This is a genomic window from Kitasatospora sp. NPDC048662 (assembly GCF_055587065.1).
This window is the reverse complement of the sequence record NZ_JBVJHA010000004.1, coordinates 355,317-382,176: the sequence shown is the minus strand read 5'-3', so window position 1 is coordinate 382,176 and position 26,860 is coordinate 355,317. Positions and strand designations below refer to the sequence as shown.

Below are 26,860 nucleotides of genomic sequence, written 5' to 3'. Positions count from 1 at the left end.
ATGCACTCCCCCCATCTCCCCAGCCCCCACAGGAGAATCAGTGCGCATATCCCTCCCCGCACTGGCGGCCGGCCTGTTGGCCGGTTGCGCCACGGCGGCCACTCTGTTGCCCGCCCCGGCCTTCGCGGCGACCGGCGGACAGTCGAAGGCCGCCGCCCCGGCCACGTCCGCCGCCGGCAGCGACCGCAGCGCCGCCCCCAAGCCGCTCGGCCCGATCGTCGCGGCCGCCACGGAGGCCCCCGCCCCGGTCTCGGCCCCGCTGCCCCCGGCGCTGCTCGGCCAGGTGGTGATGGGTCAGCCGGCCGGCACCACCGTCCAGACCACGCCCCGCCCCCAGGCGAAGCAGCCGGCCACCCAGAACAAGGCGGCGGGCCTCGCCGCGCAGACCTGCACCCCCGGCGACTTCGGCAGCCGCTCCGGCGCCGACCTGGTGGCGTTCGTCAAGGGATCGACCACGAGCTGCCTCGGCACGCTGTACAACGTGACGGGCAGCGACGCGGGCGCGATCTTCAAGCAGGCGAACATGCTGACCGTCGCGAGCGCCTTCAAGGACCTGGCGGCGACGTACGACGGCACCAACAGCGCCAACATCCTTCAGCTGGTGCAGTTCCTGCGGGCCGGCTACTACGTCCAGTCGTACAACGCGGACTCGGTCGGCAACTACGACTCGACGCTGACCGCCGCCACCAAGGCGGGCCTGGACACGTTCCTCGCGGGGCAGCACTGGAAGGACGTCTCGGACGCCAACGGCATCGTGCTGTACGACGTGCTGGTGCTCACCGACAGCGCCAACGTGCAGGCGAACTACCTGGGCACGTACAAGCAGGTGCTGAGCGGCTACAGCAACAGCTACAACGCGTACCCGAAGATGGTGAACGCGGTGAACGCGGTGCTGTTCGCCCCGCTGTGGCGCGGCAACTGGAACACCGACTTCGTCAACGCGCTGAACGCCGACACCTCCCTGGTCTCCACCCTCGGCAGCTTCATCACGAACCACAAGGACCTGCTGGGAACGGCGAATTCCTTCCTTGAGGTCAACGCGGGCAACGACCTGGCCCGGATGTCCGGCGACAGCTCCACCGTCGAGGCGGCGACCCGGCCGCTGATCAAGCAGATCCTCGACTCGACGCCGATCGTCGGCGCGAGCGGCCCGCTGTACGTGCACACGGCCTTCCAGTCCAACGAGTTCAACCGCACCCAGTGTTCGACCTTCGGCATCTGCGACCTGCCCAACAAGCTGATCAACGCCGTCCTGCCGAACGTCCTGGTCTGCGACAACAAGACGCTGCGCGCCCAGGCCCTGACGGTGGCCCAGCTGGGTCCGGTGTGCGAGAGCCTGCGCGGCGAGGACGCGTACTTCCACAACCTGGTCAAGGACAACGGCCCGATCCCGGGCCAGTACGGCTCCACCCTTGACCTGCCGGTGTTCGCCAGCGCGGCCGACTACCAGACCTACTCGTGGGCGATCTGGAACAACTCCACCGACAACGGCGGCGTCACCCTGATGGACCCCACCGACCCGAACAACAAGCCGGTGGCGATCATGTACCAGAAGTCGTGGAACGACGACTTCCCGGGCAACGTGTGGAACCTCAACCACGAGTACACGCACTACCTCGACAACATCTACGACATGAAGGGCAACTTCAAGACCGAGACGTCCGTCCCGGACATCTGGTGGATCGAGGGCGTCGCCGAGTACGAGTCGTACGGCTACCGGGGGGTGACGGACACCCAGGCGATGTCCGAGGCCGCCAAGCACACCTACAAGCTGAGCACGATCTTCCAGAACACCTACTACAACGCCGACTCCACCCGGGTCTACCCGTGGGGCTACCTCGCCGTCCGCTACATGATGGAGAAGCACCCGGCGGACGTCACCAACATGCTCGGCCACTTCCGCACCGGTGACTACCAGGGCGGGTACGCGGTCTACAACGGCCTCGGCACCTCCTACGACGCCGACTTCGACGCCTGGCTGACCCAGTGCGCGGCCGGCGCGTGCTTCGCCACCGGCCCGACCGCGCTGTTCGACCAGTCGGTGAACGGCTCGACGGTGACCCTCACCGACCGCTCGGTGGTCACCAACTCGCCCGCGCAGCTGGTCTCCTGGCACTGGACCTTCGGTGACGGCAGCTCCTCCGACGAGCGCAACCCGTCGCACACCTACGCCGCGGCCGGCACCTACACCGTCGCCCTGACCGTCACCGACTCCACCGGCCGCTCCACCGCGACCCCGACGAGCGTCACCGTCAAGACCGGCAGCGGCGGCGGCACCACCCTGCCGACCTGCACCGACCAGCGCACCGACGCGATGGGCCAGAACTGCCAGCGCACCGGCCGCACCCGCACCGCCGGCAACGTCGACTACCTGTACGTCTACCTGCCCGCCGGCACCAGCACCCTGAAGATCACCACCAGCGGCGGCACCGGCACCGCGTACCTGTACTACAACGACGCCACCTGGGCCTCCCCCACCGCCTACACCGCCTCCTCCACCACTCCCAACAGCACCACCCAGACCATCACCGTCACCAACCCCCAGGCCGGCTACCGCTACCTGAGCCTCTACGCGGCCACCGACTTCACCAACGTCACGGTCGCCACCCAGTTCTGACCCCCACCCCCCACCAGCTGACGGGCAGTCGCCGCCTCCCATTCGCGACTGTCCGTCAGCTGCTTTCGCGCGCGAGCCGCCGCGCCGCCGCCGCCCGCAGCTCCGGCGACTCCACCGGGCTCGCGCTCAACTCGGCCAGACGGCGGCGCAGTTCGGCACCACCGGGCGCATGCTCGACGGCGAACAGGCGGGCGTCCCCCACCCGGCGGGGGCGTTGTTCAGGCCCGGCCCCGGACCAGCGGAAGGAAGACCTCGTCCACGATCTCCACCAGGACCTCGTCGGGGACGGCCGGGACGCCGCGCAGCAGGTATTCGGTGCGCAGCAGGGCCATCGGCGTGGCGGCCACGCGTGGGTGGACGGCCGCGGCGGGGGCCTCGCCCCGGGTCGCGGCGCGGGTGAGGACGGCCAGCCAGGCCTCGTCGAGTGGGTCGGGGCGGTCGGGGTCGCGGAGTTCGGCGAGGAGTTCGGGCGCGCCACCGGCGGCCGCGAGCAGGCCGCGCAGGATTTCGCCGTACGGGGAGGACCAGGTGCGGTTGGCTCGGCGCAGCAGGTCGAGGGCGTCGTCGCGGAGGGCGCCGGTGTCGGGCGGTCGGGTTTCGGCGGCGGCGAGCCTGCGGTAGGCGGCGATTCCGAGTGCGGTGCGGTGGGGCCAACGCCGGTACAGGGCGTTCTTGTTGGTGCCGGCCCGGCGGGCGACCTCGTCCATGGTGAGTCCGGCCACGCCGTGTTCGAGCAGGAGTTCGCCGGCGGCGGTGAGGATGGCGTCCTCGAGTTCGGCGCCGCGCCGCCTGGTCGCTGCCACCTGCCCACCTCCTGCTCGCTGTTGCCGCTGATCCCGGTTCGCATGGTACGTCCCCACCAGAACAAGGTACCGGCCGTACCCAATTCGCCGTAAGGTACGAGCCGTACCCTACTTCGCGAGGAGAGGACGGCTTCGCCGTGCGCGTTTTCGGCATCACCTACGACACCGGCTTCCGCAGCACCATCGACACCACCACCCGGGAACCCTTCGACCCCGACACCGTTCGCCGCGAAATGCTGGTGATCCGCCAGGAGTTGCACTGCGACGCGGTGCGCATCACCGGCGCCGTACCGGACCGGCTGGAGACCGCCGCCCGGTACGCCGCCGAGGCCGGACTGGAGATCTGGTTCTCACCGTTCACCAACGGGCTCACCCAACCCCAGCTGTTCGACCTGCTGGTGGACTGCGCCGAGCGCGCCGAGAAGCTGCGGGCCGGCGGCGCCGAGGTGGTGCTGCTCACCGGCTCCGAGATCTCCCTGTTCACGGACGGCTTCCTGCCCGGCGCCGACTACCTCGAACGCGCCGGCGTGCTCGCCGACCAGCCCCGTTTCCGCGTCCTGCTGCCCGAGCTGCACCGCACGCTGAACGCCTTCCTGGCCCGCGTCCTCAGCGCCGCGAGGTCGCGCTTCGGCGGCCGGATCGGCTACGCCTCGCTGCCCTTCGAGGGCATCGACTGGGCCCCGTTCGACATCGTCGCCACCGACGCGGGCTACCGCGACGCCACCAACGCCGAGCTGCTCGCCCCCGGCCTGCGCGCCCTCACCGACCAGGGCCGGCCCGCCGCCGTCACCGAGTTCGGCTGCGGCAGCTTCACCGGCGCCGCCGCGCTCGGTGCGCGCGGCGACCGCGCCGTACTCTTCGACGCGCACGGCCGCGCCGACCGCTTCGCCGAACCGTTCGCGCGCGACGAGCAGGAACAGGCCGACTACCTGCTCGACCTGCTCGCGGTCTTCGAGGACTCCGGCCTGGACGCCGCCTTCGTGCAGACCTTCGCCCACTACCACCTGCCCGGCTCCGACGACCCCGACCGGGACTTCGACCGCGCCTCCTTCGGCATCGTCCGCCCCCTCCCGCCCGGCCGCCCCTCCACCACCCACCCCGGCCTGCCCTGGGAGCCGAAGGCCGCCTTCCACGCCCTCGCCGCCTACGGCCGCGACCGCGACCGTTCCTGACGGACCCGAGGAGCCTCCGCCCTGACCCGGGGGGTGATGGCAGAAAAGGTGGGGTATCCGTCATTGCCGCCGCCGGGCCGCCGCCTGTCACCACTTCGGCATGGGTACGCCTGCCGGTACTGGGCCGAGGCCTTCGCCCAGGCCCGCAGGCTTGCCCGGTCCCCCAGCAGCTCGGGGTCGGCAAGGTGGCGTCGGCCATCGCGGTCGCGAGTGTCCCCGGTCCTCGGGTCGCCCGGGTCCCGGGCCTCGGCCTCCCGGCGGGGCTTGGCGAGAAGAACGAACTCCCGTTCGCCCAGCCGGTGTTCGAGCTGGGCGAGGAAGCCCTCGAAGCCCTCCGGAACCATCGCCCGGGCCGGCGCCAGGGCTTCGCGTTGCGCGGCCACGCAGCCGGGGCCGAGGCCGAGTTCGCGCATCAGCTCCAGGACGGCGCAGGCGCGGTCGGGCAGCAGGGTCCGGTCACCGTCGGCGAGCCGGTGCAGCCTGTCCCGGCGGGCGCCCAACTCGTCGATGTGGACAGCGAGTTGCCGCCCGACCTCGGCGAGCGCGGCGCCGAACTGCGCGGCCGCCGCGTCGAGCATCGACCCGGTCTCGGCCAGCGGCACGCCCGCGCCGGCCGGCATCCGCACCTGCACCAGTTGCAGCAACTCGCCGGAGCCGCACCGCCGGTAGCCGGAGCCCTGACCCGAGGTCAACCTCAACCGGGATCCGGACCACAGCCGTGGGGTGATGGCAGAAAAGGTGGGGTATCCGTCATTGCTGCCGCCGGGAGCCGCTGCGAGGGTGGGGACATGGCCGATCGCAGCGTGCTCTTCGTGCTCTTCGACGGGGTGCAGAGCCTCGATGTCACCGGCCCGCTGGAAGTGCTCGCGGCGGCCGGCTATCGGATCCGCACCGCCTCGCCCGGCGGGCTCCCGGTGCGGACGGGCAGCGGGCTGTGCCTGCTGCCCGACGAGGACCTCGCGCGCGCGGCCGCCCCGCACACGCTGATCGTCCCCGGCGGCCCGGGCACCCGGCACCCAGCGCCCGAACTCGTCAGCAGGATCGGCGAGTTGGCCGACAAGGCGGAGCGCATCGCGTCCGTCTGCACGGGCGCGTTCATGCTCGCCGAGGCGGGGCTGCTGGCCGGGCGCCGGGCCACCACGCACTGGGCGCACAGCGAGTCGCTGGCCCGGCGCTTCCCGGACGTCACCGTCGAACCCGATCCGATCCACGTCCGGGACGGGCGGGTGGCCACCTCCGCCGGGGTCACGGCCGGCATCGACCTGGCGCTCGCCCTGGTCGAGGAGGACCTCGGCCGCGAACTCGCCCTCCGCATCGCCCGGCACCTGGTGATGTTCCTGCGCCGCCCGGGCGGCCAGGCCCAGTTCTCCACCCAGCTGGCCGCCCAACTCGCCGTCCGGCAGCCGCTGCGCGAGGTGCAGCGCTGGATCACCGAACACCCCGACGCCGACCTGTCCGTCGAGGCCCTGGCCCGCCGCGCCGCACTGTCGCCGCGCCAGTTCGCCCGCGTGTTCGCCGCCGAGACCGGCATCACCCCCGGCCGCTACGTGGACGGTGTGCGGCTGGAGGTGGCCCGCCGCCTGCTGGAGGACAGCGACGACGGCATCGAACAGGTCGCCCGCCGCAGCGGCTACCGCAACCCGGAGGCCATGCGCCGCGCCTTCGCCCGCACACTGTCCGTCAGCCCGCTCGACTACCGCCGCCGCTTCCGCACCACACCTCGACGGAACGCCGGCCCACCACGGAGAGGCACCCGATGAAGATCGCCGTCCTGCTCTACGACCGCTTCACCGCACTGGACGCCGTCGGCCCGTACGAGATCCTGGCCCGGATGCCCGGCGCCGAAGTGGTGTTCACCGCCGACCGGCGCGGGCCGGTCCGCGCCGACCTGGGCAGCCTCGCGCTCACCGCCGACGCCGCCCTGGACGAAGTCACCTCCGCCGACCTGCTGCTCGTCCCGGGCGGACCGGGCTCGATCGCGCAGCAGGAACGACCCGAGGTGCTCGACTGGCTGCGCGCCATCGACGCCACCACCACCTGGACCACCTCGGTCTGCTCCGGCTCGGTCCTGCTGGCCGCCGCCGGGCTGCTCACCGGCCGCCGCGCCACCACCCACTGGTTCCTGCCGAAGGCGCTGGCCGCGTTCGGCGCCGAGCCGGTCGAGGAGCGGGTGGTGTTCGACGGCAAGTACGCGACCGCGGCGGGCGTCTCGTCCGGCATCGACCTGGGCCTGCACCTGGTGGGCCGGATCCACGGCGCCGAGACCGCCCAGGGCATCCAGCTGCTGACCGAGTACGACCCGCAGCCGCCGTACACCGCCGGCTCCACCAGGACCGCCCCGCCCGCCGTGGTCGAGGCCGTGCGCGCCCAGTTCGCCGTCCCGAGCTGAGCCGAGCCGGGCCACGCAGTCCCGTCCCGAGTCGAGCCGGACCGTCCCGAGCCGGTCCGTCCCGCGCCGAGACCCCGCAGCCCGGGCCCGGTCACCCCTCGACGGGGCCGCGCCCGGGTTGCGGGACGACGAAGAACTCGCTGACGAAGCCGGTGACTTGGCCGGCGGCGTCCCGGCCCACCCAGGTCGGGTAGTGGCCGTCGCCCCAGCCGGTGGTGAACGCCACCATGCTGTGGCCGCTCGCGGGGTCGGTGACGGTGGCCGGGCGGAGGTGGGCGTCGTGGATGGCGTCGATGACCGGGTCGGCGTCCTGTTCGACCAGTTCGCCGATCGGGCCGACGGCGGACGCGTCCAGGAAGCAGCCGGTGCCCGCGTCCACGCCGTACCCGAAGAAGTCGCCCCGGCCGAGCCGTTTCTCGTCCTGCCCTTCGCTCAGCGCCAGCTCCCACCGCACCGCCGGGCGGTCGCCGACCCGCAGCAGGGCGGCGGCGATCCGGGTGTCCGAGGAGCCGGGGCCGTACGCGTTGCGCACCTCGACCACGGCGAGCGCGACGGGGTAGCTGCCCGGCGGCGCCACGGCGAGGAACGGCTCGTTCTCGTCCACCAGGCCGATCACCGGGTCGCACGCCACCAGCCGCCCGGTGGGCAGCGCCAGCACCGCTTCGGGCAGCGCGACCACGGTGGCCGTGCGGTCGTGCCCGCAGTCGTACTGGCTGCCCGGAGTGAACAGTCGCGCCACATCGGGGGCCGCAAGGGGCATCAGGGGCTCGCTCTCGTCGCACTCGTCGTTCACGGACCGGATGCGGACGGGCGTTCCGGACAGATCATCGGACGAACACCACCCGCGCGCGGCCCCCACGGTAGCGCCCCACCCGCCCCTGGCCGGAAACCGCCCGGCCGTTGACGATCCGCCAGGGCCCGGTCCGGGTCGCCGGGCGGTCCGGCGGCCGGTCCGAGGGGGCGTGCGGGTGCCGGGCACCGCATCGGGTGGGAGATCATTCTGGGCATGACCCCCGTGCTGCTGTTCGGTATCGCCCTGGTGCTCTCGCTGCTGACCCGTCGGCGCTGGAGCGGCGGCACCGTACCGGCGCCGGCACCCGTGCAACCCCCGGTGGCCCCCACCCCCGACGGCTTCGATCCGAAGCAGTACGGGCTGGTGCCGAGCGCGGAGCTGGACCCGGGGCGCGCGGGGCCGCCGCTGCCGCTGCTGCGGCGCAAGGAACTGGAGGCACTGGCCGACTCCTGCCTGGCCGGTGGCTGGCGGGCGGCCGCGGCGTACGTGGCGGCGGCCGGGGAGGACTGGGACGAGCGGTGGTCCCGGCTGGACTTCCTGACCCGGGTGGCGGCCGAGCGCGACGAGTGGCTCACCGCGTGGCGCGAATCGGGCACCGAGGCGTGCGCGGCCACCACCGTGCACGCCCGGCTGCTGGTGCAGCGGGCCTGGGAGGTGCGCGGCAGCGCGCTCGCGCGCCAGGTCCCGGCCGAGCACCTGACCGCCTTCAAGGCGCGGCTGGCCGAGGCGAACGCGGCCGCCCGGGAGGCCGCCGCGCTGGACCCGCGCGACCCCGGCCCATGGGCGGTACTGGTCACCACGGCCCGCGGCGTCCCGCTCAGCCACCGCCGGTTCCGGGCGCTGTGGCAGGAGTTGACGGCGCGCGCACCGCACCACGTGGGCGGGCACTGGCAGGCCATGCAGTACTGGTGCGCCAAGTGGCACGGCAGCGACGCGCAGATGCTGCGCTTCGCCGAACACGCCGTCCGCACCGCCCCGCCCGGCTCCGCGCTGCCCGGGCTGTACCTCCAGGCACTGACCGAACTGGAGCAGCGGCACGGCCTGTACGGTCTGCCGGACGCGGGCCGGCTGCGCGAGTTGCTGCCCGCGGTGGCCTCGGCGCTGGACGCCGCCCCGCCGACGAACGACCAACTCCCACTGCTGCGGCACCTGTTGGCGCACTTCGCGCTGGTCTCCCGCCAACCGGCCCTCGCACTGGAGCAGTTCCGCCGGCTCGGCCCCTGGTGCGGCGCCCACCCCTGGACCTCCACCCCGCACCCCGTCCGCGCCTTCGACCACGCCCGCGCCGTCGCCGCGACCCACACCCCCACGGGCTGAACACAGGCACGGCAAGTGCCGTTACCGCCCCCGGGTTCGGTCGTTATGCCCGAACGTGAGTGCCGATCCCCTGGCCCCGACGGGCGTTCGTGACGAAACGATTCAGCACGCCCCGATCCACACCGGGCTGGTGGCCCTCTGGCACCGGTCCGGCCGCACCGCGCCCGGCCGCAGCGACCCGGAGTGGTCCCGCCTGATCACCCCGCCCCGCTTCGCCACCGAGGCCGCGCCCGAAGGCACCACCACACCCGAAAGCGCCACCCCGCCCGAGTCCGTCCACCCGAGGGAGACCCGGTGAACCACCGGAACACGCCGAGCACCTGGCTCCGACCCGCCGACGACCCGGACTGCGTCCTGCTGCTGAACGTCACCGTGCGCCCCTGCCCGGGCCTGCGCGTCCGCGTCCCGGCCCGCCTGCGCTACTACCGCACCGACCCGTACGCCGTGCACCTGGACTGCCACGCCGACCTCGAGGAGCCCATCACCTGGCTGTTCGGCCGCGAACTCCTCGCCGAGGGCCTGAACGGCCGCGCCGGCCTCGGCGACGTCACGGTCCGCCGCTCCCCCACCGACCCCCAGCTGCTGGCCATCGCCCTCACCACCCCCGGCCACACCGCCGTCCTGCACACCCCCTCCGCCCCGGTCCGCGACTTCCTCCGCCGCTCCCACCAGGTCGTCCCCCCGGGAACGGAACACCACCACCTGGACATCGCCACCCTGCTCCGCGACCTGCTGACCGACCGCCCGGCCCGCCCCGAGTGAGCCCGGCGCACCGGGCGTCGTCACCGAACGGCTGGTGCGCCGCACCGATTTCCGCTTCCGCGCGTTGAACAGGGGGCGTTTGTCGCATGCCGGTTCTCGCCGCCGACGCCGACCGTTGATCCGGGGGCCGGCCTCTCGGCGGTCCGCCCAAGGAGTTGTCGATGCCGCACGTCCGTGGACCGAATCTCGCGCTGCGCACCCGCATGGCGGAGGCCGGGTGGAACGGGCCCGCCCTGGCGGCGGCGCTGCAGAAGGTGGCCCGGGAGAGCGGGTTCAGCGTCGGCTACGACCGGACGACGGTGGCGCACTGGCTGTCGGGCACGCAGCCCCGGCATCCGGGGCCGCAACTGCTGGAGGAGGCGTTCGCCCGGCGGCTGGGACGGCCGGTGTCCCGGGCGGAGCTGGGGCTCCGCCCGGCCGGTCCCGCGACCGGTGAGGACGCCGAGACGGAGCCGGCCGACGCGCTTGCGGGGCTGCGCCGGCTGCACGCCCGGCCGCACTTCGGGGAGGCCTCGGACGAAACGTTTCATCCTCCGCTGTTCCGAATCCGCCTGCTGCCCGCCCCCCGCACCTCTCCCCCGTCCGCGCCCTCCGCCCCGCCCGTCCCCGCCGTCCCGCCCGTTGCCGCCGTCCCGCCCGTTGCCGCCGTCCCGCCGACCCGGCTCGCGCCGGTGCTGCGCCGCTCCGGCCCCGAGCGGGTGGGGGCGCGGCAGGTCGAGGCGGTGCGGGAGATGACGGCGTTCGGGGCGCGGCACTACGACGGGTACGGCGGCGCGATCGCCCGCAGCCCGCTGCTCGGGTACCTGCGCGACCACGTCCTGCCCTGGCTGACCAGCTCCGCAGGCGACCTGCGGCACCGTGAACTCCTGGTCGCCGCCTCCCAGTTGGTGCGCCTGGTGGGACGGACGTACACCGACGACAACCGGCACGGGGAGGCGCAGCGGCACTACCGGTTCGCGTACCGGCTGGCGGCGGAGGCGCAGGACGGCCAGGCGCAGGCGATGGCGCTGCGCGACCAGAGCACCCAGGCGGGGGCGCTGGGCCATCAGGCGTACGCGTCCCGGCTGGCGGAGGCGGCGGCCGAGCACCTGCCGCCGGACGCGGCGCCGGGGGTGCGGGCGTTCGTCCTGGCGCAGCAGGCGGTGGCGGCGGCCCGGCTGCGGCAGTCCGAGGAGGCGCTGCGGGTGCTGGACGCGGCCCAGCAGTGGGCGTCCCGGTCGGCGGCGGAGGGCGGCCCGCACCGGTACCCGGAGCCGGCGCTGCTGTACCAGGCGGCGCAGGTCCACCGGTCGTTGCGGGCCACCGAGTTGTCGCTGTCCTACCTGCGGGCCTCGCTGCGGGCCCGCCCGGCGGGCGAGCACCGGACCATCGGGGTGTCGTTGCTCCAGCTCGCTCACCTGGAGCTGGACGCCGGGAACATTCACCAGGCCCGGCGGGCGTACACGAGCTTCCGCGAGCGGCACGACGTGCTGCGCTCTCCGGCCACCGCGCTGCAACTCTCCCGTCTGGAGGGCCGGTTCGCCCGCCTGGGTGGTTAGCGCGAGCCCTGGGAACCGCCCCGGGCCGGGTGGGTGATCCATGGGGCATGAACGATCCCGCGTACTACCCGCTGCTGTCCCCGCCACCTGCCCCGGCCGACGCGCCTCCGTCCGCTCCGCCCGCTCCGCCCCCTCCGCCCCCTCCGCCGGACGAAGGCGTTGAGGCCCGCACGCCGGTGGGCGGCCGCGACACGCGCTGCTGAGGCCGGTCCGGCCCCGGGTGGGGTTGCCCGGGGCCGGCCCGCTTCGTCGTGACCCGGGGGGCAGAAAGGGTTCTTCCATTTCCTCCCCCGGGCGTTCTCAGGAGGCCCGTCCGCCCATGGCGGGGACCCGGAGGCGGGCGGTGGCCGGGACGGGGACGCGGCCGACGGGGGCGACGGTGGAGAGCGGGCCGATGGGGCGGACCCGGTAGCGGTTCAGGTGTCGGCGTTCCGCGTCGCGCAGCGGCCGGCTGCGGCCGGTTCCGGCGTCGGTCGGCACCGTGACCGTCCGGGCCTCGAAGGCCAGCTCGCCGTCGCGGCGCGCCTCGCAGGTGGTGGCGATGGACGCCGTACCGAGACGTTCCACCCAGATCTGCACGGGCAGTGGGGTGGGGCAGTGGTAGAGCGGCGAACGGTAGTCGATCTCATGGCGGGCGATCATGAAGCCGTCCTCGAACAGCTGCTGGCCCTCGCTCTCGTCGTACAGCAGGCAGTAGACGGCCTCCTGCACGTACTGCAGCACCTTCAGGTTGTTGATGTGCCCGAAGGCGTCCATGTCGCCCCAGCGGGTCCGGCACAGGTAGGTGTACAACGGTCAGCCGTCCGTTCGGTGTTCGGTCCCGAAGCCGAGAGTGCGGCGCAGGTAGCCGTAGGCGTACGGGGAACGGCGCAGCGCGGCGTCGTCGCCCTGCTCGTAGACCTCGCTCGCGGTGTCCAGGACGGCGAGGCCGAGAATCTTCTCCGTCCGTCGGCAGAGCCGTTCGAGTTCGGTGAGCCGCTGGGACGCGGGCAGGCCCGCGAGGGCCGCACACTCCTTCTCCACCTGATCGACCCCGCCACGGTAGTCAGTCATCGGTTCCTCTTTTCCTGTCGGACTTGATTCGTGTAGGGCCTCATCCGCCGAGGGGAAGGACAGGCGGATCCGTTGACGCCGAAGGTCCTTCCGGTGATCAAACTCGGTCCCCCCGCAGCCGGACATGGTGGGGCTCCCTGTGTTTGGTTGAAGATCGCTGCGTTCCCGGACTCTTTCAACACAGCCCTCCACCCGAGCCTGTTTCAGCGGTGGCCGACCTCCTGAACCGTACGTACACCAACCCAGAGGGCGCGATCGACACCCGGGAATGATCCAAAACGCACGACCATAGGGTGATCACATGACCAGCCAGGACGCCTTCCGCCGGCGGGAACTCAGCCCACCAGCGTGAGGGCGAGGACGGCCTCCGGGAGGGCGGCGATCACCAGACCGTCCGGGGTGACGGCGAGGGAGCGGATGGGGGCGCCCAGCCGGATGTCGGCGCCGCGGTGGCGCTCGCCCCAGCGGCGCAGGCGCAGCAGGCCGTCGGACCAGGCGGCGGCGAGGAGGAGGCCGGCGGGGGTGGCGCCGAGGGCGGTGGCGGTGACGGGGTGGGGGCGCTGATCGACGGGGGCGGGCAGTGGGGGGCGGCCGGGCATCCAGGTCCAGACCCGGCCGTCCTCGCCGCCGCTGACCACCAGGGTGCCGCCGTCCGCGTCGGTGACGCCGAGCGCGGTGACGGGGCCGTCGTGCAGCGGGGTTTCGGGGCGGCGGGTGACGCCGGTGGACAGGGTGTTGTGGCTGGTGGAGCCGTCGGGGTGGCCGAGGACGAGGGCGTCGTGGTGGCCCGCGACGGCCGTGCAGGGGCCGAGCGTTTCGAGGGCGCCGGGCGGTGCGCCGACCGCGCCGTCCAGGGTGATCGAGCCAAGGGTGCCGGAGGCGTCGAGCAGCAGGGCGCCGCCGAACGCGGTGGCGGTCAGGGCGCGCGGGTGCGGTTCGGCCAACGGGGCGCCGGGCAAGGAGAGTTCGCCGGTCGCCGGGTCGGCGAGGTGCAGGGCGGCGCCGTCGAGCAGCAGCAGTGAGCCGGTCCGCGGGCCGATGCCGAGCGCGGTCATGCACGGGCCGCCGGCCGCGGCGGCGGGGCGGTTCCAGACGGTGTGCCAGCGGGCGGCGGCGAGTTCGGCGCAGTACGCGGCGGAGGTGTCGTCGCGGCCGGTGAGCCAGGCGTGCAGGACGGCGGCCCGCTCGGCGGGGCGGGCGAGTGCGGCCCGGTCGGGTGCGGCCAGCCGCCAGGCCTCGGCGAGGGCGGTGGCGGGGGTGCCGGCGTCCTCGGCGCGCTGGAACGCGGCGGTGACGGTGGCGGGTTCGGCGTGCAGCAGCAGGTCGAGCTCGTCCAGCATCGGCGAGGCCGGGTCGGCGGCGGAGGCGTGCCGCAGCAGCAGCGCGAGGCGTTCGGGGTCGCTGGCGGCGAGGTCGGGTCCGCCGTCGGCGCGGACGGGGATGCCACCGGCCACCTCCCACATCATGGCGGGGTGGTCGACGGGCGGGCGGTCGGCGGCGACCCGGTCGGCGACCTCGTCGGGGCGCAGCCGCCAGCGGTCGGCCATCGGCGGCGGGGGCAGCAGGTCGGCGGCGGACTTGACGACCTGTTCGCCGCCCGCGCCGGGGAGGGAAGCCCACAGTTCGGTGCTGAGCGGCCCGTCGGCGGTGGACAGGGCGGTCAGGGCGCCGCGTTCGGCCTCGGGCAGCGCGGTCCACCAGGTGTCGGCGAGGGCGGTGGCGCGTTCGGCGGGCGTTCGGGCCGGGTCGAGGACGGCGCCGGGGGTGCGGGCGGCGAGCTGGGCGAGTCCCGGGCTGGGGTGGGTGGTGGCGGGATCGACCTGGTGGCCGGTCAGGCGGGCGCACCAGGCGCCGTACTGCGCGGGGTCGGTCCACTGCGGCTGGTCGAGGTCGAGGACGGCGCCGCCGGGGGCGACGGCGGTGAGCCGGTCGGCGGCGGGCCCGTGGTCGGCCTCGACGACCAGCAGCAGCCAGGGGACGGACAGCAGCGGGGCGAGCAGTTCGGCGGCGATCCGTTCGGGGGTGCCGGGCAGCGCGGGTCCGCCGGCCCGGTCGAGGTCGGTGACCACGATGGTGCGCGGAGTGCCGTCCTGGAGCGCTTCGAGCAGGTCGGCGGGGGTGCCGGCGGTGAGGCCGAGCAGGTCGGCGAGCCGGGCGGTGGCCGAACGGACCGTCAGCCCCTCGACGTCCAGCAGCGCGTGGACGCGTCGCCCGGGCCGGGGGTGGTCGGGCGGGCAGGCGGCGGCCAGCCAGGTCAGCAGGTGGGTGCGGCCGCTGCCGGACGCCCCGGCCACCCGGCACAGGCGCGGGCCCCGGGTGTCCTCCAGCCAGGACAGCAGGGCGCGCCCGGCGGGCCGGCGCCCGGCCCCGAGCGGGGGCAGGCCGGGCGGCGTGGCGTCGGCCGGGACGGGGTCGGCGAGCGGGCGGCGGTGACGCGGGTGCGGCCGGTACGCGGCGTCCGCGCCGGGTGGCCAACTGCCCTGCACCGCATGGACGGGGACCCGCCCGGCCGGGTCCACGCCCTCGTCCAGTCGGTACCGCCAGAGGTTGTCGCCCTGCCCCTGCGTGCCACTGTCCACCGCTGTGCCGTTCATTGTGTGCGCTGTCCTTCGTGTCCGTCCCCGTGCGCCGGCCCCCTCCACGGGGCGGTGCGCACGGCCCGGCTGTCGCGCCCGGCCCGGCTCGTCCCCCGTACATCTCCGGCGGCGGTCAGCCTACTGGAGGTGCGGGTACGTCCGTTCGAGCCGTGCGGGCGGCCCGGAGCCGCTCTGTGAGCCGGCTCACACCGCCCGCCCGCCATGTCACTTTTCGCCCGCCGGGAGCGCTCTCACCTGCAACACGATCGACTGAGAGGAACACCCAGGATGACCGGGGACCGGACGGGGCAGGCGGAGCGGGCGACGGCGGCGGCCTCCGACGAGGCCACACGCGAGTACGCGGAGCACCGGGAGTTGCTGTTCTCCCTGGTCTACAACCTGCTCGGCAGCGTCGCCGACACCGAGGACGTGCTGCAGGACACCTGGCTGGCCTGGGCGGCGCGGCGCGCGGACGGGACGGCGGGGCCGGTGGAGCACCCGAAGGCGTACTTGGTGCGGGTGGCGGTGAACCGGGCGCTGGCGCAGCAGGCGGCGGTGAGCCGGCGGCGCGAGACCTACGTGGGGCCGTGGCTGCCGGAGCCGCTGGTGGGCCCGTTGGCGGAGCCGGGGGCCGCGGTCGGGGACGGGCCGGCGGAGGCGGAGCGCGCCGAGGCGGTGTCCTTGGCGTTGCTGGTGGTGCTGGAGACGCTGTCGCCGCTGGAGCGCAGCGCGTTCGTGCTGCACGAGGTGTTCGGGTACAGCGGCGCGGAGATCGCCGGGATCCTGGGGCGCAGCCCGGCGGCGGTGCGGCAGTTGACGAAGCGGGCGCGGGATCACGTGCAGGCCAGGCGGCCCCGGTACGAGCCGGAGCCGGCGGTGCGGCGGCAGGTGACGGAACGTTTCCTGGCGGCGGCGCTGGGCGGGGATCTGGCGGCGCTGCTGGAGTTGCTGTCGCCGGAGGTGACGCTGTGGGGCGACGGCGGCGGGAAGGCGCCCGGGGGGCTGCGTCCGCTCACCGGCCGGGCCAAGGTGGCGCGGCTGCTGGCGGCGCTGGCGTCGAAGTCCGCCGGTCGCGGGCTGGTGGCCGACTGGCGGAGCGTCAACGGCGCTCCGGCGGTGGCGCTTTCGGCGTTCGGCCGGGCGTTCGCGGTGCTGGTGCTGGACCTGGTGCCGGACGGCGACCGGATCTCCGGCATCTACGCGGTGTCCAACCCCGACAAGCTGGGCGGTCTGGCGTGAACCGGCTGAGGTCGTGGCTGACGGTGCCCGCAGGCCGGCGCGGCAAGTGGGTGGTGCTGGCGCTGTGGGCGGTGCTGCTGGTGCCCGCGCTGCTGCCGGCGGGGCGCCTCGGCGAGGTGGAGCAGAACGACAACGCGGCGTGGCTGCCGGGCGGGGCGGAGTCCACCGCCGTGGTGCAGCGGGCCGCGGCGCTCGGGGCGGCGGACACCGTCCCGGCGATCGTCCTGTACGACCGTCAGACCGGCATCACACCCGCTGATCTGACCAAAGCACAGTCCGACGCGGCGGCGTTCGCCTCCGTCGAGGCGGTGGTCGGCACCGTGCAGGGGCCGGTGGCCTCGCCGGACGGGCAGGCGCTGCAGACCGTCGTCCAGCTGCACAAGGGGCAGGACGGCTGGGAGGGCCTGGGGCGCACCGTGGACGCGCTGACCGCGATCGGCACCGCGCACGCCGACGGCCTGGGCTTCCACGTCACCGGGCCGGCCGGGTACGCCTCCGACTCGATCAAGGCGTTCGGCGCGGGCGGCGGCCTGACCACGATCACGGCCGTCGTGGTGGTGCTGATCCTGCTGCTCACCTACCGCAGTCCGTGGCTGCCGCTGCTGTCGCTGGTCACCGTCGGCGGGGCGCTGGCGCTCGCCCAGGCGCTGGTGTTCGTGCTGGCCCGGTACGCCGGGCTGGTCGTCAACAAACAGACCGGGTTCATCCTGGTGGTGCTGGTGTTCGGCGCGGCCACCGACTACGCGCTGCTGCTGATCGCCCGCTACCGGGAGGAACTGGCGGGCCACCAGGACCCGCACGAGGCGATGGCGCGGGCGCTGCGCCGCTGCGCCCCGGCGATCACCGCCTCGGCGGCGACCGTCGCGGCCGGGCTCCTGCTGCTGGTCCTGGCCGAGCTCAACTCCACCCGCGGCATGGGGCCGGCCTGCGCGATCGGCGTCCTGGTCGGCTGGCTCGCCATGCTGACGCTGATGCCCGCGCTGCTGGTGGCCTGCGGGCGGCGGGCGTTCTGGCCGCGCCGCCCCGAGTACGGCGCCGCCGCACCGGAGGGCGGCCGGGCCTGGACCCGCCTGGGCGACGCGATCGCCCGGCGCCCGCGCACCATCTGGATCGGCACCTCCCTGGCCCTCGGCGCCCTCGCCGCCGGCTGCTTCGCGCTGCGCGCGGACGGCCTCGCCGACACCGAACAGTTCACCGGCCGCCCGCAGACCGCCGTCGGCAAGCAGATCCAGGCGGCCCACTTCCCGGCCGGCGCGGGCGACCCGCTGTACGTGGTGGCCCGGTCCGAGGCCGCCGACGCCGTCCGCACGGCGCTCACCTCCGTGCCGGGCGTCCGGGCCGTGCACCAGCCCCCGCTCACCGGCCCGCAGGCTCTGTTCACCGCGGAACTCTCCGCCGACCCGTCCGGCCGGGACGCGATGCGCACCGTCTCCCTCGCCCGCACCGCGGTGCACGCCGTGCCGGGCGCCGACGCGCTGGTCGGCGGGACCACCGCGATCGCCCTCGACACCCGGGACGCGGCCTCCCGCGACGACGCCGTGATCATCCCGGTGGTGCTGCTGACGGTGCTGCTGATCCTCGCCGTCCTGCTCCGCTCGGCCCTCGCCCCGCTGCTGCTGATCGGCACCGTGGTGCTCTCCTTCGGCGCGGCGCTCGGCGTCTGCGCCCTGGTCTTCCGCCACCTGTTCCACTTCGCCGGGGCGGACGCCTCCTTCCCCCTCCTCGCCTTCGTCTTCCTGGTCGCCCTCGGCGTCGACTACAACATCTTCCTGGTCACCCGCATCCGCGAGGACGCCCGCACCCTCGGCACCCGCCGCGCGGCCCGCACCGCCCTCACCGCCACCGGCGGCGTCATCACCTCCGCCGGCCTCGTCCTCGCCGGCACCTTCGCCGCCATGGCCTCCCTCCCGCTCGTCTTCGCCGCCGAACTCGGCTTCACCGTCGCCTTCGGCGTCCTCCTCGACACCCTCCTCGTCCGCTCCGTCCTCGTCACCGCCCTCACCCTCGACACCGGCCCCCGCCTCTGGTGGCCCGCCCGGCACCCCTGAACCACCCGGCAGGATTCATCAATACGAGCGACCTGACGCCCCGTTCGAAACGGCCCCACCCGGCCGCACCTCGGGTGTGGTGCCGCCGAACGGGGCCGTTGACGCCGGTGGGCCTACTGCCGTCAGACCAGGTGGTCGAAGGCGCCGGCCTTCACGCCCTGGACCATGGCCCGGATCTCGTCACGGGTGTAGACGAGAGGCGTCTGCTGCGGCCGCTTGGAGTCACGGACCGCGATGAACGCGCCGACCACGCCGAACTCCACGCAGTTGTCGTTGCCCCCGCTGAACGGGGACTTCTCCCAGACGACATCCGAGAAGTCCAGCTCGGCGGGGACGGGCTTGGTGGTGCTCAACTCTCACAGCTCCTTGAGAATCTTGGTGATCTGGCTGCGGGTCTCGGGTGGGCCGAGGGCACGGGCCCGCAGGTGGTCGAAGACCTCGGTGTAGCGCTCCACATCCTCGGATCCCTCGAAGTACACCGAGTTGGTCAGATTCTCCACCCACACCACGTCCGGATTCGAATCCGGGAAGCCCATGAGCATGAACGATCCGTAGAGTCCTGGATGAAATCCGGCCACGAACGGCAGCAGCTGAAGTGCGATGCCCGGGCGGGGCGAGACGTCCAACAGATGTTCCAACTGCCCTTTCAGAACAGTACGGTTGCTACCGATCCTTCGTATTGCTGCTTCGTCGATCACCGCCCAGAGTTTCGGGGCGTCCGCGCGGCCCAGCAGCTTCTCCTGCCGTTCCATCCGCACCGTCACCAATGCGTCGATCTGTTTGGCCGTCAGATCCACCCGCATCTCGGTGATGACCCGGCGCGCGTAGTCCGCGGTCTGCAACAGGCCGGGCATGAGCTGCGGTTCGTACGACCGCAGGCTGGTGGCGCTGGACTCCAGCGCCAGGTAACCGCCGTACTGGGTGGTGTTGATGACCGCCGAGTACTTCTTCCACCACTGCTGGCGCTGGGCCTGATCGGCGCGGACCAGGTCGAGGATGTCCTCCCGCTCGCCCGGGTCAATGACCTGGTAGCAGTCCAGCAAAGCCTTCACCAGTACCGGAGTTGTTCCCCGGTCGCCGTTCTCGATCCGGCTCAGTGAGCTCTGGTTGACCTCCACCACCTCGGCGACCTGAGTGAGCGTCAACTCCCGGTCGTCTCTCAACTCCTTGAGTCTGGACGCGAGCTGACGTCGGTACACGGACTTGGGGGCGGGGTTCCTCTTCGCCATGCGCGCCAGTCTCCACCGCGCCTCAAGCGGACAGCAACCGATCGAGGGAAAACCCGCTGGGCATATTGCCCACCTGGCAGCCCGGCGGGCATGCTGACTTCCGGTAGCACGGCGTGACCACCCGGTCGCGCCTCGTGGCACAACGCCGCTGCCTTCCTTGCGTCGGCCGACGGGGCGTCAACTCGCCCTCGCGGTCGGCGGCTTGCTCAGCCGCACGGGAGCCCGCCATGCGCGAAGACCGCGCCCCAGCACCGCCCGAACCCGACTCCGCCACCCGCGGCTTCTACCTCTCGCCGCGCCCCGACGGGTTCGTCCTGCACATGAACGCCAGCGCCGAACACCTGGTCGAGATGCGGGCCCGGGTGTTCAAAACGGTCACCTCGGCCGGAGCCGCCGAGGAAGTCGCCGAGGCCGCCCGCCTGGTGGCGAGCGAACTCGTCGGCAACGCGGTACGGCTGTGCGGCCCGCACGCGCCGGTGATCGTACGCCTGGCCGACGCCGGTCACGAGATCGTCGTCCAGGTCCACGACCCCGAACCGGCCGTCCTGCCGAGCCGGTCCGCCGAGCCGCCGGACAACCCGCGCACCGGCACCGGCCGCGGCCTGTGGATCCTCGACGCACTCGCCCCGGGCTGGACGGTCACCCCCACCCCGCTCGGCAAGCAGATCACCTGCACCCTGCCGCGCGCCCGCTCCGCCGCCGCATGACGCCTCCCGGGAATTCCGGTGCAGGGCCGCCGACTTGCTCCGCACAATGATCTCCATGACATGGGACGGACTGATCCAGCTCGGCGACGGCGCCGTATGGGCGAGCGACAGCGGGGGTGACGGGCCACCCCTGGTACTGCTGCACCCCGGGGTAGCTCCTCACCCCCATCACCGGCCGTAGGCCACCGCCCCTCCCCAAAACCGGCCCCGCCGGCCGCAGGCCCACCTCCCCCGAGACCCGCCCCGCCGGCCGCAGGCCGCCTCTCACCAGGCCCGCCGCCCCCGCAGCGGGTTGCGCAGGTGGGTGACCAGCTCGCGGCGCAGGGCGCGGTCGCGCGCCGTCTCGGTGGGGAGGTCGAGTTGGACGATGTCCACGCCCGCGGCGCGGAGGAGGTGGATGCGGGCGGCGACGGTCGCGGGGGAGCCGGTGTACGCGCTGGTGAGCTTGCGGCGGATGTAGGAGGCGACCTGGTCCGGACCGGCGGTGCCGCGGTCGCGGTCGAGGGCGACGGCGTCCAGGTGCCGGGCGGCATCGGGCCCGGCGGCCAGCCGAATCGCGTCGCGGCGCAGGCGGCGCAGGTGCTGCTGCGCGGCGGTGTCGGTGTCGGCGAGCACGACGGTGACCTGCCGCCAGATGCGCAGGGTGCGGCCGTGGCGGGCGGCGGCGGCGCGGGCTTCGGCGATCCGCAGCCGGGTGTCGGGAAGCGGTAACGGGGGGACGGCGTACACCTGCGCGTACTTCGCCGCGAGTTCGACGCCCTGGGGCGAGGAGCCGCCGAAGGAGATCAGCTCGCTGCCGGGGGCGGGCCGCAGGCCGGGTCTGGCGGCGCGCAGGGTGTAGTACTCGCCGTGGTGGTCGAGGTCGGTCTCGGTGGCGAGGTAGCGGGTGAAGACCGAGAGGTACTCCTCGGCGCGCCGGTACCGTTCGGCTTTGGGGAGGGTGTCGCCGTCCCGGGCGACCTCCGCGTCGCTGGAGCCGGTGATCACGTGGGCGCTGATCCGGCCGCCGGAGAGCCGGTCCAGGGTGGCGAGTGAACGGGCGTCCACCGTGGGCGAGTTGGTGCCGATGCGGTGTGCGGCGGCGATCCGCAGGCGGGTGGTGGCGGCGAGTGCCCAGCCGGCCACCAGCCACGGGTCGGGCCAGGAGGAGGACTGGACGACGAGTGCGCTGTCGAGGCCGTCCTCCTCCAGTTCCCGTGCGGTGCGGCTGATGTGGGCGGGGTCGGCGGTGCGTTCGCGCGGATCGGGTGCCCAGCGCAGGGCCTGCCGTTCGGCGGGGGTGTCGCCGAGGACGGGGGCGGCGCGGACGCCTCCGCGCAGTTCGAGTTCCATCGGGTGGTCTCCTGGTGAGGGTGGCGGGCTGGCCTTCGAACCAAGGCCCGCCCCTGGACAGTTCGAGCTCACCTCGCGGCGGGCCCGAGCCGGGCGAGGGTGTCGAGCAGCCGGGTGCGGCCGGCGAACACCTCGGGCGGCAGCGAGACGTACAACTGGATGGCGGTGACGCCGGGTTGCTGGTAGCGCAGGATCTGCTCGCGGCACTCCTCGGGCGAGCCGCTGACGAACAGGGTGTCGACGATCTCGTCGGGCAGGGCGCGCTGCGCGCCCTCGTGGTCGCCGTCGGCCCAGCGTTTGTGCGTCTCGGCGAGCAACTCGCCGTTGCCGAGCCACTGGTGGAACTTGCGGTAGGGCTCGCGGTTGAGGATCCAGGCGAGGAACGGCCGGCTGGCGCGGTGCGCGTACGCGGTGTCCTCGGTGGGACAGACGAACACCTTGACGACGAGTTCCTTGCCGGGCGGCTGCGGCCCGACGGCGTCGAGCACCTTCGGCAGGTCGTGGGCACCGAGCAGGTTGGTGATCGCGCCGTCGCCTTCGGTGAAGCCGAGTCGCAGCATGCCGGGCCGCAGCGCGCCGAGGATGACCTTGACCGGCTCGGCGGGCGGGTGGGGCAGGCGGTAGCCGGTGATCGAGAAGGTGTCGAACTCGCCCGCGACGTGCTCTCCGCGCAGCGCGGCGGTGAGGAAGCGCAGCACGTCCCGGGTGCGCTTGAAGGGCTCGTCGAACGGGATGCCGTTGATGTCGGTGACGTGCGCGGGCACGGACGCCCCGATGCCCAACAGGACGCGCCCGGGCGCGAGTTGGGCGAGGGTGGCGGCAGTCTGGGCGAGCACGGCGGGCCCGCGGGTGTGGACGGGGACGATGCCGGTGGCGATCCGCAGGTGCGGCGACCAGGCGGCGGTGGCGGCGAGCGGGGTGAACGCGTCGGTGCCGCCGCCCTCCGCGCTCCACACGTCGCCGTAGCCGAGTTCCGGCAGCCGTTCGACCAGGAAGCGGTGACGGTCGATGGTGAGCCCGGGCAGCGGCAGGGTGATGCCCCAGGCGGGCGCCGCCTGGTGCTGCGGAAGAGGGTTCGTCACGAACATGCCTTTCTCATGAGCCAGTTGATGGTCCGTCAGTTACCGACTCGGACGGTGGTGAGGTCGAGGAACCAGGACTGCGGCTGTACGAGGCCGTGGACGGTGGGGGCGAGGGCGCGCGGGTTGCGGTCGTTGACCACGAACAGCCACGGCGCGTCCTCGGTGACCTGCCGCAGCGCGCTGCGGTAGTCGTTCTGGCGGGCGGCTCGGTCGGGGTTGGCGGCGGCGCCCGCGAGCAGGCCGTCAACCTTCGGGCTGGTGTAATGCCCGGTCCAGAACGGGCTGTTGGAGCCGAGGAACAGCGGCAGCAGCGCCTCGGACTGGAACAGTGTGGTGGACTGGGCGATGGCGTCGGAGCCGAGCGCGACCTGGCCCTTGGCCTCGGCGCCGATCAGTGTGGTCCAGTCGGTGGTGCGGATCTCCACCTTGATGCCGACGGCGGCGAGGTCGCGTTGCAGTGCCTCGGTGATCGGCACCGGCAGCAGGTTGCCGGAGCCGCCGGTGGGCACCGTCACGGAGGTGCTGAAACCATTCGGGTAGCCCGCTTCGGCCAGCAACTGCCGCGCCTTGGACGGGTCGTGGGCGTAGCGGTCGCCGGCCGGGTCGTAGGCGGCGGTGGCCCGGGGTGCGGCCTGGTAGGCCGGGTCGGCGGTGCCGTGCAGCAGCTTGTCCGCGACGGCCTGCCGGTCGATGGCGTAGTTGGCTGCCTGCCGGACCCGCACGTCCGCCCACGGCCCCTTGGTGGTGTCGAGGATCCAGTACCAGAGGTGGTCGTAGCTGTTGGTGAGGATCTGCGCGCCGGCGGCCTTCAGGCTGTCCAGGTCGTCGGGGTTGGGGTACTCGATCCAGTTGACACCGCCCGAGCGCAGCGCGGCGGTTCGGGCCGCCGCGTCGGGCAGCGCCTTGACGATCAGCCGGTCGAGCTTCGGGGCGCCGCGCCAGTACGCCCGGTTGGCGGCGAGCTCGACCTGCTGGCCCTCGGTCTGCGAGACGAAGCCGAACGGGCCGGTGCCGACCGGGTGTTGGGAGAAGTCGGCGCTGCCGCTGCGGCGGACGGCGGTGGGGCTGGCGATCAGTACGTGCGCGAGGTCTTCGGGGAAGTGCCCGTTGGGGGCGGTGGTGACCAGTTCGATGTGGGCGTCGTCGGTCTTGCGGTAGGAGGCGATGTCGCCCGCGTACTCCTTGGCGGCCGCGCCGAGCGCATCGGTGTACTCCGGGCTGGACTTGTCCAGGTAGCGGTGCAGGTTGAACAGCACCGCGTCGGCGTCGAACGGTGTGCCGTCCTGGAACGTGACGCCCTTGCGGAGGGTGAACGTCCAGGTCAGCCCGTCCGGCGCGACCTGCCAGGACTCGGCGAGCGCGCCCGTCACCTGGGGCGGCCGGTCGGTGTCCTTCAGCAGCTCGTAGCGGGTGAGCCCTTCGTAGATCTGGAAGCTCAGCAGGCGTTTGCCCTCGAACCCGGCGCCGCCGATCACGGTGTCCAGGTTCGGCAGCTTCCCGGTCGCCCCGATCACCAGCGTGCCGCCACCCGCGCCGCCCCCCGCCCCGGCGTCCGGGCCGGCACACCCGGCCGTCGCCAGCAGGACGGTGGCGGCCGCCAGCGCGGCGGCTCTGGAACGGGTGCGGATGTACGTGCTCATGACGGTCCTTCGCTCGGTTCGGTGGTACGGGTGTGCGGCGCGTTCGCGGGGTGCGGGCCGGCCAGCGCGACGTGCGGGCCGGCGGCGGCCAACAGGGCCTGGGTGTAGGGGTGTTGGGGATCGCTCCAGAGGGTGTCGGTGGGGCCCTGCTCGACCACGCGGCCGGCGCGCAGCACCAGGGTGCGGTGAGCGAAGCGGGCGACGGCCGACAGGTCGTGCGAGACGAACAGGTAGGCGGTGCCGGTGCGTTCGCGCAGTTCGGTCAGCAGCTCCAGCAGCCGCCGCTGGGTGGCCGGGTCGAGCGCGGAGGTCGGCTCGTCACACACCACCAGGGCCGGTCCGGTCGCCAACGCCCTTGCCACCGCGACGCGTTGAAGCTGGCCGCCGGACAGCTCGCGCGGGAACCGCCGGGCCAGCTCGGGCGCGAGACCCACCTGCCGGAACAACTCCGCGACCCGATCGGCCCGTTGACGCCTCGGCACGCCGTGCGCCCGCAAGGCGAACCCGACCGCCTCGCCGGCCCGCAACGCCGGGTTGAGCGATCCGCGCGGATGCTGCGGCACGAACTGCAACCTGCCCCGCACCGCCCGGTCCGCCCGCGCCCGCAGGCGGGACGGGTCCCGCCCCTCGAACGCCACCGTCCCGCCGTCCGGCCGCAGCAGCCCCAGCGCGAGCCGCGCCAGCGTCGATTTCCCCGACCCCGACTCCCCCACCAGCGCGACGGTCTCCCCGGCCCGCACCTCCAGGCTCACCCCACTGACGGCGGGCCGGCCCGCCCAGCTCTTCGACACGGCGTCGAGCCTCAGCAGGGGCGCCCGGGTGCTCGACGCCACGGTCATCGGCGCGCTCCCCTCGTTTCGGCCGGGACGAGGAGGGTCTCGGCGGGTCCGGTGGTGGTCAGGCGGCCGTGCTGAAGGACGGCGACGGTGCCGCCGATTCGGGCGGCGGCGGAGAGATCGTGGGTGACCAGCAGCAGGGCGAGGCCCTGCTGGGTGCGCAGGGTGGTGAACAGGTCGAGGATGCGGGCCCGGACCAGGGCGTCCAGGGCGGTGGTCGGCTCGTCCGCGATCAGCAACTCGGGCCCGCACGCCACCGCGAGGGCGATCGCGGCACGCTGCCGCAGCCCGCCGGAGAGTTCGTGCGGGTACGCGGCGGCGGCCCGCTCCGGGTCCGGCAGCCCGGCGGCGGCAAGCACCGGGAGAGCCGCGGCGCGGGCGGCGTTCCGGTCGTCGGCCAGGCCGTGCCGGCGCAGCACCTCCGCGAGCTGCGAGCCGATCCGGCGCAGCGGGTCGAGGATCGCGGACGGGTCCTGCGGGACGTAGCCGATCCGCCGGCCCCGGACACCCGACCACTCCCGTTCGGGCAGCCCGAGAAGCTCGGCCCCGCCGAGCCGCACCGACCCATGCACGACGGCGCCGCGCCCGGGCAGGCCGAGAATGGTCCGCGCCACCGTGGTCTTCCCGCTGCCGGACTCCCCGAGCAGCACCAGCGCCTGCCCCGCCGGTACCTCCAGGCTCACGCCGTCCACGGCCCGCACCCCACCGGGGTACTCGACCGTCAGCTCCTCGATCGTCAGCACGCCGGTCGGTGCACGACCAGGGAGAGCACCACCAGGGAGAGCACGACCAGGGAGAGCACCACCAGGGGCGCGGGGAACTGCGCGAAGAGGAACGCGTCCACCAGCCAGATCGCGACGCGGGACAGTCAGTTGCAGGTGATGGCGACCTCGCCCACGGGCTCGCGCCCCCGGTTTCGCATCCTCTCCGGCGCGCGCCCTGAGCGTCTCGCCGAGGGTGTTGAAGAGCACCGAGACCGCGAGGATCACCAGCGCGGGGATGGCGGCGAGCCAGGGGTGGGTGAAGATCGCGGGGCGGAGTTCATCGAGCATCGCGCCCCATTCGGGCGTGGGCGGGGCGACGCCGAGGCCGAGGAAGGAGAGACCGGCGGCGTAGACGATGGCGAGGCCGACCAGCGAGGTGGCGTAGACGAGCACCACGGGGGCGACCACCGGCAGGACTTGGCGCAGGACCAGCGCGGGCCAGGTCGCGCCGCTGACTCTCGCGGCCTCCAGGTACTCCGCGCCCCGAATCCGCCGCGTCTCGGTGAACGCGACCCGCGCGACCGCAGGTGTGAGCACCACGGACAGCGCCAGCACCGTCGCACCGAGGCCCGGCGTGAGCAGGGACGCGACGGCGATGGCGAGCAGCACGCCGGGGAAGGCGTACAGCACGTCGAGGGTGCGCAGCAGCGCCTGTTCGGTGGCGCGTCCGCCCAGCCCGGCGGCGATGCCGAGCAGCGAACCCGCCAGGCCCGCCACCGCGACAGGCAGCAGTCCGGCCGTCAGCGAGGGCCGGGCCGCCCACAGCAACCGGCTGAGCAGGTCCCGACCTTGGCTGTCCGTGCCGAGCAGGTGCCCCGCGCTGCCGGGGTCGAGCAGCCGCTCGGCGAGCTGCCCGGCAGTGGGGTCGGCGGGCGCGAGCAGCGGCGCGGCGACGGCCAGCAGGACGGGCAGCAACACACCTGCGACCAGCGCGATGACGGGAAGTCGTTTTGTCGTCATGTC

25 protein-coding genes are annotated in these 26,860 nt (G+C 73.7%); 11 read left to right on the top strand and 14 right to left on the bottom strand.

The genetic code is table 11. The features are described from left to right. Positions 1 to 40: 40 nt before the first annotated feature. Positions 41 to 2,617, top strand: coding sequence for a collagenase (locus ACZ6R9_RS15030; protein WP_465538456.1), 2,577 nt, complete (start codon positions 41 to 43; stop codon positions 2,615 to 2,617). Positions 2,618 to 2,672: 55 nt separating this feature from the next. Here ACZ6R9_RS15030 and ACZ6R9_RS15025 read toward each other — a convergent pair whose 3' ends face one another. Both ACZ6R9_RS15025 and ACZ6R9_RS15020 read right to left on the bottom strand, forming a co-directional pair. After that, the gene (locus ACZ6R9_RS15025) at positions 2,673 to 2,819 is read right to left on the bottom strand and encodes a hypothetical protein (protein ID WP_380477995.1); all 147 of its coding nucleotides are present in this window, start codon (positions 2,817 to 2,819) and stop codon (positions 2,673 to 2,675) included. Between the two features lie 16 nt (positions 2,820 to 2,835). After that, complete coding sequence (locus ACZ6R9_RS15020) at positions 2,836 to 3,420, bottom strand: TetR/AcrR family transcriptional regulator (protein ID WP_380477996.1); 585 nt, start codon at positions 3,418 to 3,420, stop codon at positions 2,836 to 2,838. Between the two features lie 137 nt (positions 3,421 to 3,557). On the opposite strand from ACZ6R9_RS15020, the gene ACZ6R9_RS15015 reads away from it, so the two are divergent. Next, positions 3,558 to 4,592, top strand: a complete 1,035-nt coding sequence (locus ACZ6R9_RS15015; RefSeq protein ID WP_465538455.1) for a hypothetical protein — start codon at positions 3,558 to 3,560, stop codon at positions 4,590 to 4,592. On the opposite strand, the gene ACZ6R9_RS15010 is transcribed toward ACZ6R9_RS15015, so the two are convergent. Next, positions 4,565 to 5,284 carry a MerR family transcriptional regulator gene (locus tag ACZ6R9_RS15010; protein ID WP_465538454.1) on the bottom strand — a complete coding sequence of 240 codons (720 nt, stop codon included), beginning with the start codon at positions 5,282 to 5,284 and terminating at the stop codon, positions 4,565 to 4,567. The two genes, ACZ6R9_RS15015 and ACZ6R9_RS15010, sit on opposite strands and share 28 nt — an antisense overlap. A gap of 96 nt (positions 5,285 to 5,380) precedes the next feature. Between ACZ6R9_RS15010 and ACZ6R9_RS15005 the strand changes: the two genes are divergently transcribed. Continuing rightward, on the top strand, positions 5,381 to 6,352 hold the full coding sequence (locus ACZ6R9_RS15005) for a GlxA family transcriptional regulator (RefSeq protein WP_465538453.1): 972 nt from the start codon (positions 5,381 to 5,383) through the stop codon (positions 6,350 to 6,352). Beyond that, positions 6,349 to 6,981, top strand: coding sequence for a DJ-1/PfpI family protein (locus ACZ6R9_RS15000; protein WP_465538452.1), 633 nt, complete (start codon positions 6,349 to 6,351; stop codon positions 6,979 to 6,981). The genes ACZ6R9_RS15005 and ACZ6R9_RS15000 overlap by 4 nt, the downstream gene beginning before the upstream one ends. A gap of 91 nt (positions 6,982 to 7,072) precedes the next feature. Here the strand turns inward: ACZ6R9_RS15000 and ACZ6R9_RS14995 are convergent, their stop codons facing one another. Beyond that, positions 7,073 to 7,774, bottom strand: coding sequence for a DUF4241 domain-containing protein (locus ACZ6R9_RS14995; RefSeq protein WP_380478001.1), 702 nt, complete (start codon positions 7,772 to 7,774; stop codon positions 7,073 to 7,075). Positions 7,775 to 7,987: 213 nt separating this feature from the next. Between ACZ6R9_RS14995 and ACZ6R9_RS14990 the strand changes: the two genes are divergently transcribed. The 4 genes from ACZ6R9_RS14990 (at position 7,988) to ACZ6R9_RS14975 (ending at position 11,391) form a co-directional block, all read left to right on the top strand. Next, on the top strand, positions 7,988 to 9,091 hold the full coding sequence (locus ACZ6R9_RS14990; protein WP_380478002.1) for a hypothetical protein: 1,104 nt from the start codon (positions 7,988 to 7,990) through the stop codon (positions 9,089 to 9,091). A 130-nt stretch (positions 9,092 to 9,221) separates the two neighbouring features. Then, positions 9,222 to 9,389, top strand: coding sequence for a hypothetical protein (locus ACZ6R9_RS14985; protein ID WP_380478003.1), 168 nt, complete (start codon positions 9,222 to 9,224; stop codon positions 9,387 to 9,389). Continuing rightward, complete coding sequence (locus ACZ6R9_RS14980; protein ID WP_380478004.1) at positions 9,386 to 9,853, top strand: SsgA family sporulation/cell division regulator; 468 nt, start codon at positions 9,386 to 9,388, stop codon at positions 9,851 to 9,853. The genes ACZ6R9_RS14985 and ACZ6R9_RS14980 overlap by 4 nt, the downstream gene beginning before the upstream one ends. A 161-nt stretch (positions 9,854 to 10,014) precedes the next feature. After that, a complete protein-coding gene (locus tag ACZ6R9_RS14975; RefSeq protein WP_465538451.1) occupies positions 10,015 to 11,391 on the top strand; it encodes a hypothetical protein in 1,377 nt (458 codons plus the stop codon). A 300-nt stretch (positions 11,392 to 11,691) separates the two neighbouring features. On the opposite strand, the gene ACZ6R9_RS14970 is transcribed toward ACZ6R9_RS14975, so the two are convergent. From ACZ6R9_RS14970 to ACZ6R9_RS14960, 3 genes are all read right to left on the bottom strand, one after another. Beyond that, complete coding sequence (locus tag ACZ6R9_RS14970) at positions 11,692 to 12,183, bottom strand: acyl-CoA thioesterase (protein WP_465538450.1); 492 nt, start codon at positions 12,181 to 12,183, stop codon at positions 11,692 to 11,694. A gap of 3 nt (positions 12,184 to 12,186) precedes the next feature. After that, on the bottom strand, positions 12,187 to 12,444 hold the full coding sequence (locus tag ACZ6R9_RS14965) for a hypothetical protein (RefSeq protein WP_380478007.1): 258 nt from the start codon (positions 12,442 to 12,444) through the stop codon (positions 12,187 to 12,189). A gap of 335 nt (positions 12,445 to 12,779) precedes the next feature. Continuing rightward, positions 12,780 to 15,038: a hypothetical protein gene (locus ACZ6R9_RS14960; protein WP_465538449.1), complete on the bottom strand. Its 2,259-nt coding sequence runs from the start codon at positions 15,036 to 15,038 to the stop codon at positions 12,780 to 12,782. Between the two features lie 270 nt (positions 15,039 to 15,308). On the opposite strand from ACZ6R9_RS14960, the gene sigJ reads away from it, so the two are divergent. After that, entirely contained in the window at positions 15,309 to 16,259 is a 951-nt protein-coding gene (sigJ, locus tag ACZ6R9_RS14955) for an RNA polymerase sigma factor SigJ (RefSeq protein ID WP_465538448.1), read from the top strand. Continuing rightward, positions 16,256 to 18,307: an MMPL family transporter gene (locus ACZ6R9_RS14950; RefSeq protein ID WP_465538447.1), complete on the top strand. Its 2,052-nt coding sequence runs from the start codon at positions 16,256 to 16,258 to the stop codon at positions 18,305 to 18,307. Before sigJ ends, ACZ6R9_RS14950 begins: the two co-directional genes overlap by 4 nt. Positions 18,308 to 18,429: 122 nt before the next feature. Here ACZ6R9_RS14950 and ACZ6R9_RS14945 read toward each other — a convergent pair whose 3' ends face one another. Both ACZ6R9_RS14945 and ACZ6R9_RS14940 read right to left on the bottom strand, forming a co-directional pair. After that, the gene (locus ACZ6R9_RS14945; RefSeq protein ID WP_380478011.1) at positions 18,430 to 18,660 is read right to left on the bottom strand and encodes a DUF397 domain-containing protein; all 231 of its coding nucleotides are present in this window, start codon (positions 18,658 to 18,660) and stop codon (positions 18,430 to 18,432) included. Positions 18,661 to 18,663: 3 nt separating this feature from the next. Next, positions 18,664 to 19,536 (bottom strand): helix-turn-helix domain-containing protein, encoded by an 873-nt coding sequence (locus tag ACZ6R9_RS14940; RefSeq protein ID WP_380478012.1) that lies wholly within the window; start codon positions 19,534 to 19,536, stop codon positions 18,664 to 18,666. Between the two features lie 227 nt (positions 19,537 to 19,763). On the opposite strand from ACZ6R9_RS14940, the gene ACZ6R9_RS14935 reads away from it, so the two are divergent. Beyond that, entirely contained in the window at positions 19,764 to 20,243 is a 480-nt protein-coding gene (locus tag ACZ6R9_RS14935; protein WP_380478013.1) for an ATP-binding protein, read from the top strand. Between the two features lie 264 nt (positions 20,244 to 20,507). On the opposite strand, the gene ACZ6R9_RS14930 is transcribed toward ACZ6R9_RS14935, so the two are convergent. The 5 genes from ACZ6R9_RS14930 to ACZ6R9_RS14910 all read right to left on the bottom strand — a co-directional run bounded on the left by ACZ6R9_RS14930 (position 20,508) and on the right by ACZ6R9_RS14910 (position 26,857). Continuing rightward, positions 20,508 to 21,575 (bottom strand): LLM class flavin-dependent oxidoreductase, encoded by a 1,068-nt coding sequence (locus ACZ6R9_RS14930; protein WP_465538446.1) that lies wholly within the window; start codon positions 21,573 to 21,575, stop codon positions 20,508 to 20,510. Positions 21,576 to 21,643: 68 nt separating this feature from the next. After that, positions 21,644 to 22,657 (bottom strand): LLM class F420-dependent oxidoreductase, encoded by a 1,014-nt coding sequence (locus ACZ6R9_RS14925; RefSeq protein ID WP_380478015.1) that lies wholly within the window; start codon positions 22,655 to 22,657, stop codon positions 21,644 to 21,646. A gap of 35 nt (positions 22,658 to 22,692) precedes the next feature. Continuing rightward, the gene (locus ACZ6R9_RS14920; protein WP_380478016.1) at positions 22,693 to 24,297 is read right to left on the bottom strand and encodes an ABC transporter substrate-binding protein; all 1,605 of its coding nucleotides are present in this window, start codon (positions 24,295 to 24,297) and stop codon (positions 22,693 to 22,695) included. Beyond that, entirely contained in the window at positions 24,294 to 25,136 is an 843-nt protein-coding gene (locus ACZ6R9_RS14915; protein WP_380478017.1) for an ABC transporter ATP-binding protein, read from the bottom strand. Before ACZ6R9_RS14915 ends, ACZ6R9_RS14920 begins: the two co-directional genes overlap by 4 nt. Then, entirely contained in the window at positions 25,133 to 26,857 is a 1,725-nt protein-coding gene (locus tag ACZ6R9_RS14910; RefSeq protein ID WP_465538445.1) for an ATP-binding cassette domain-containing protein, read from the bottom strand. Before ACZ6R9_RS14910 ends, ACZ6R9_RS14915 begins: the two co-directional genes overlap by 4 nt. Between the last annotated feature and the right edge of the window lie 3 nt (positions 26,858 to 26,860).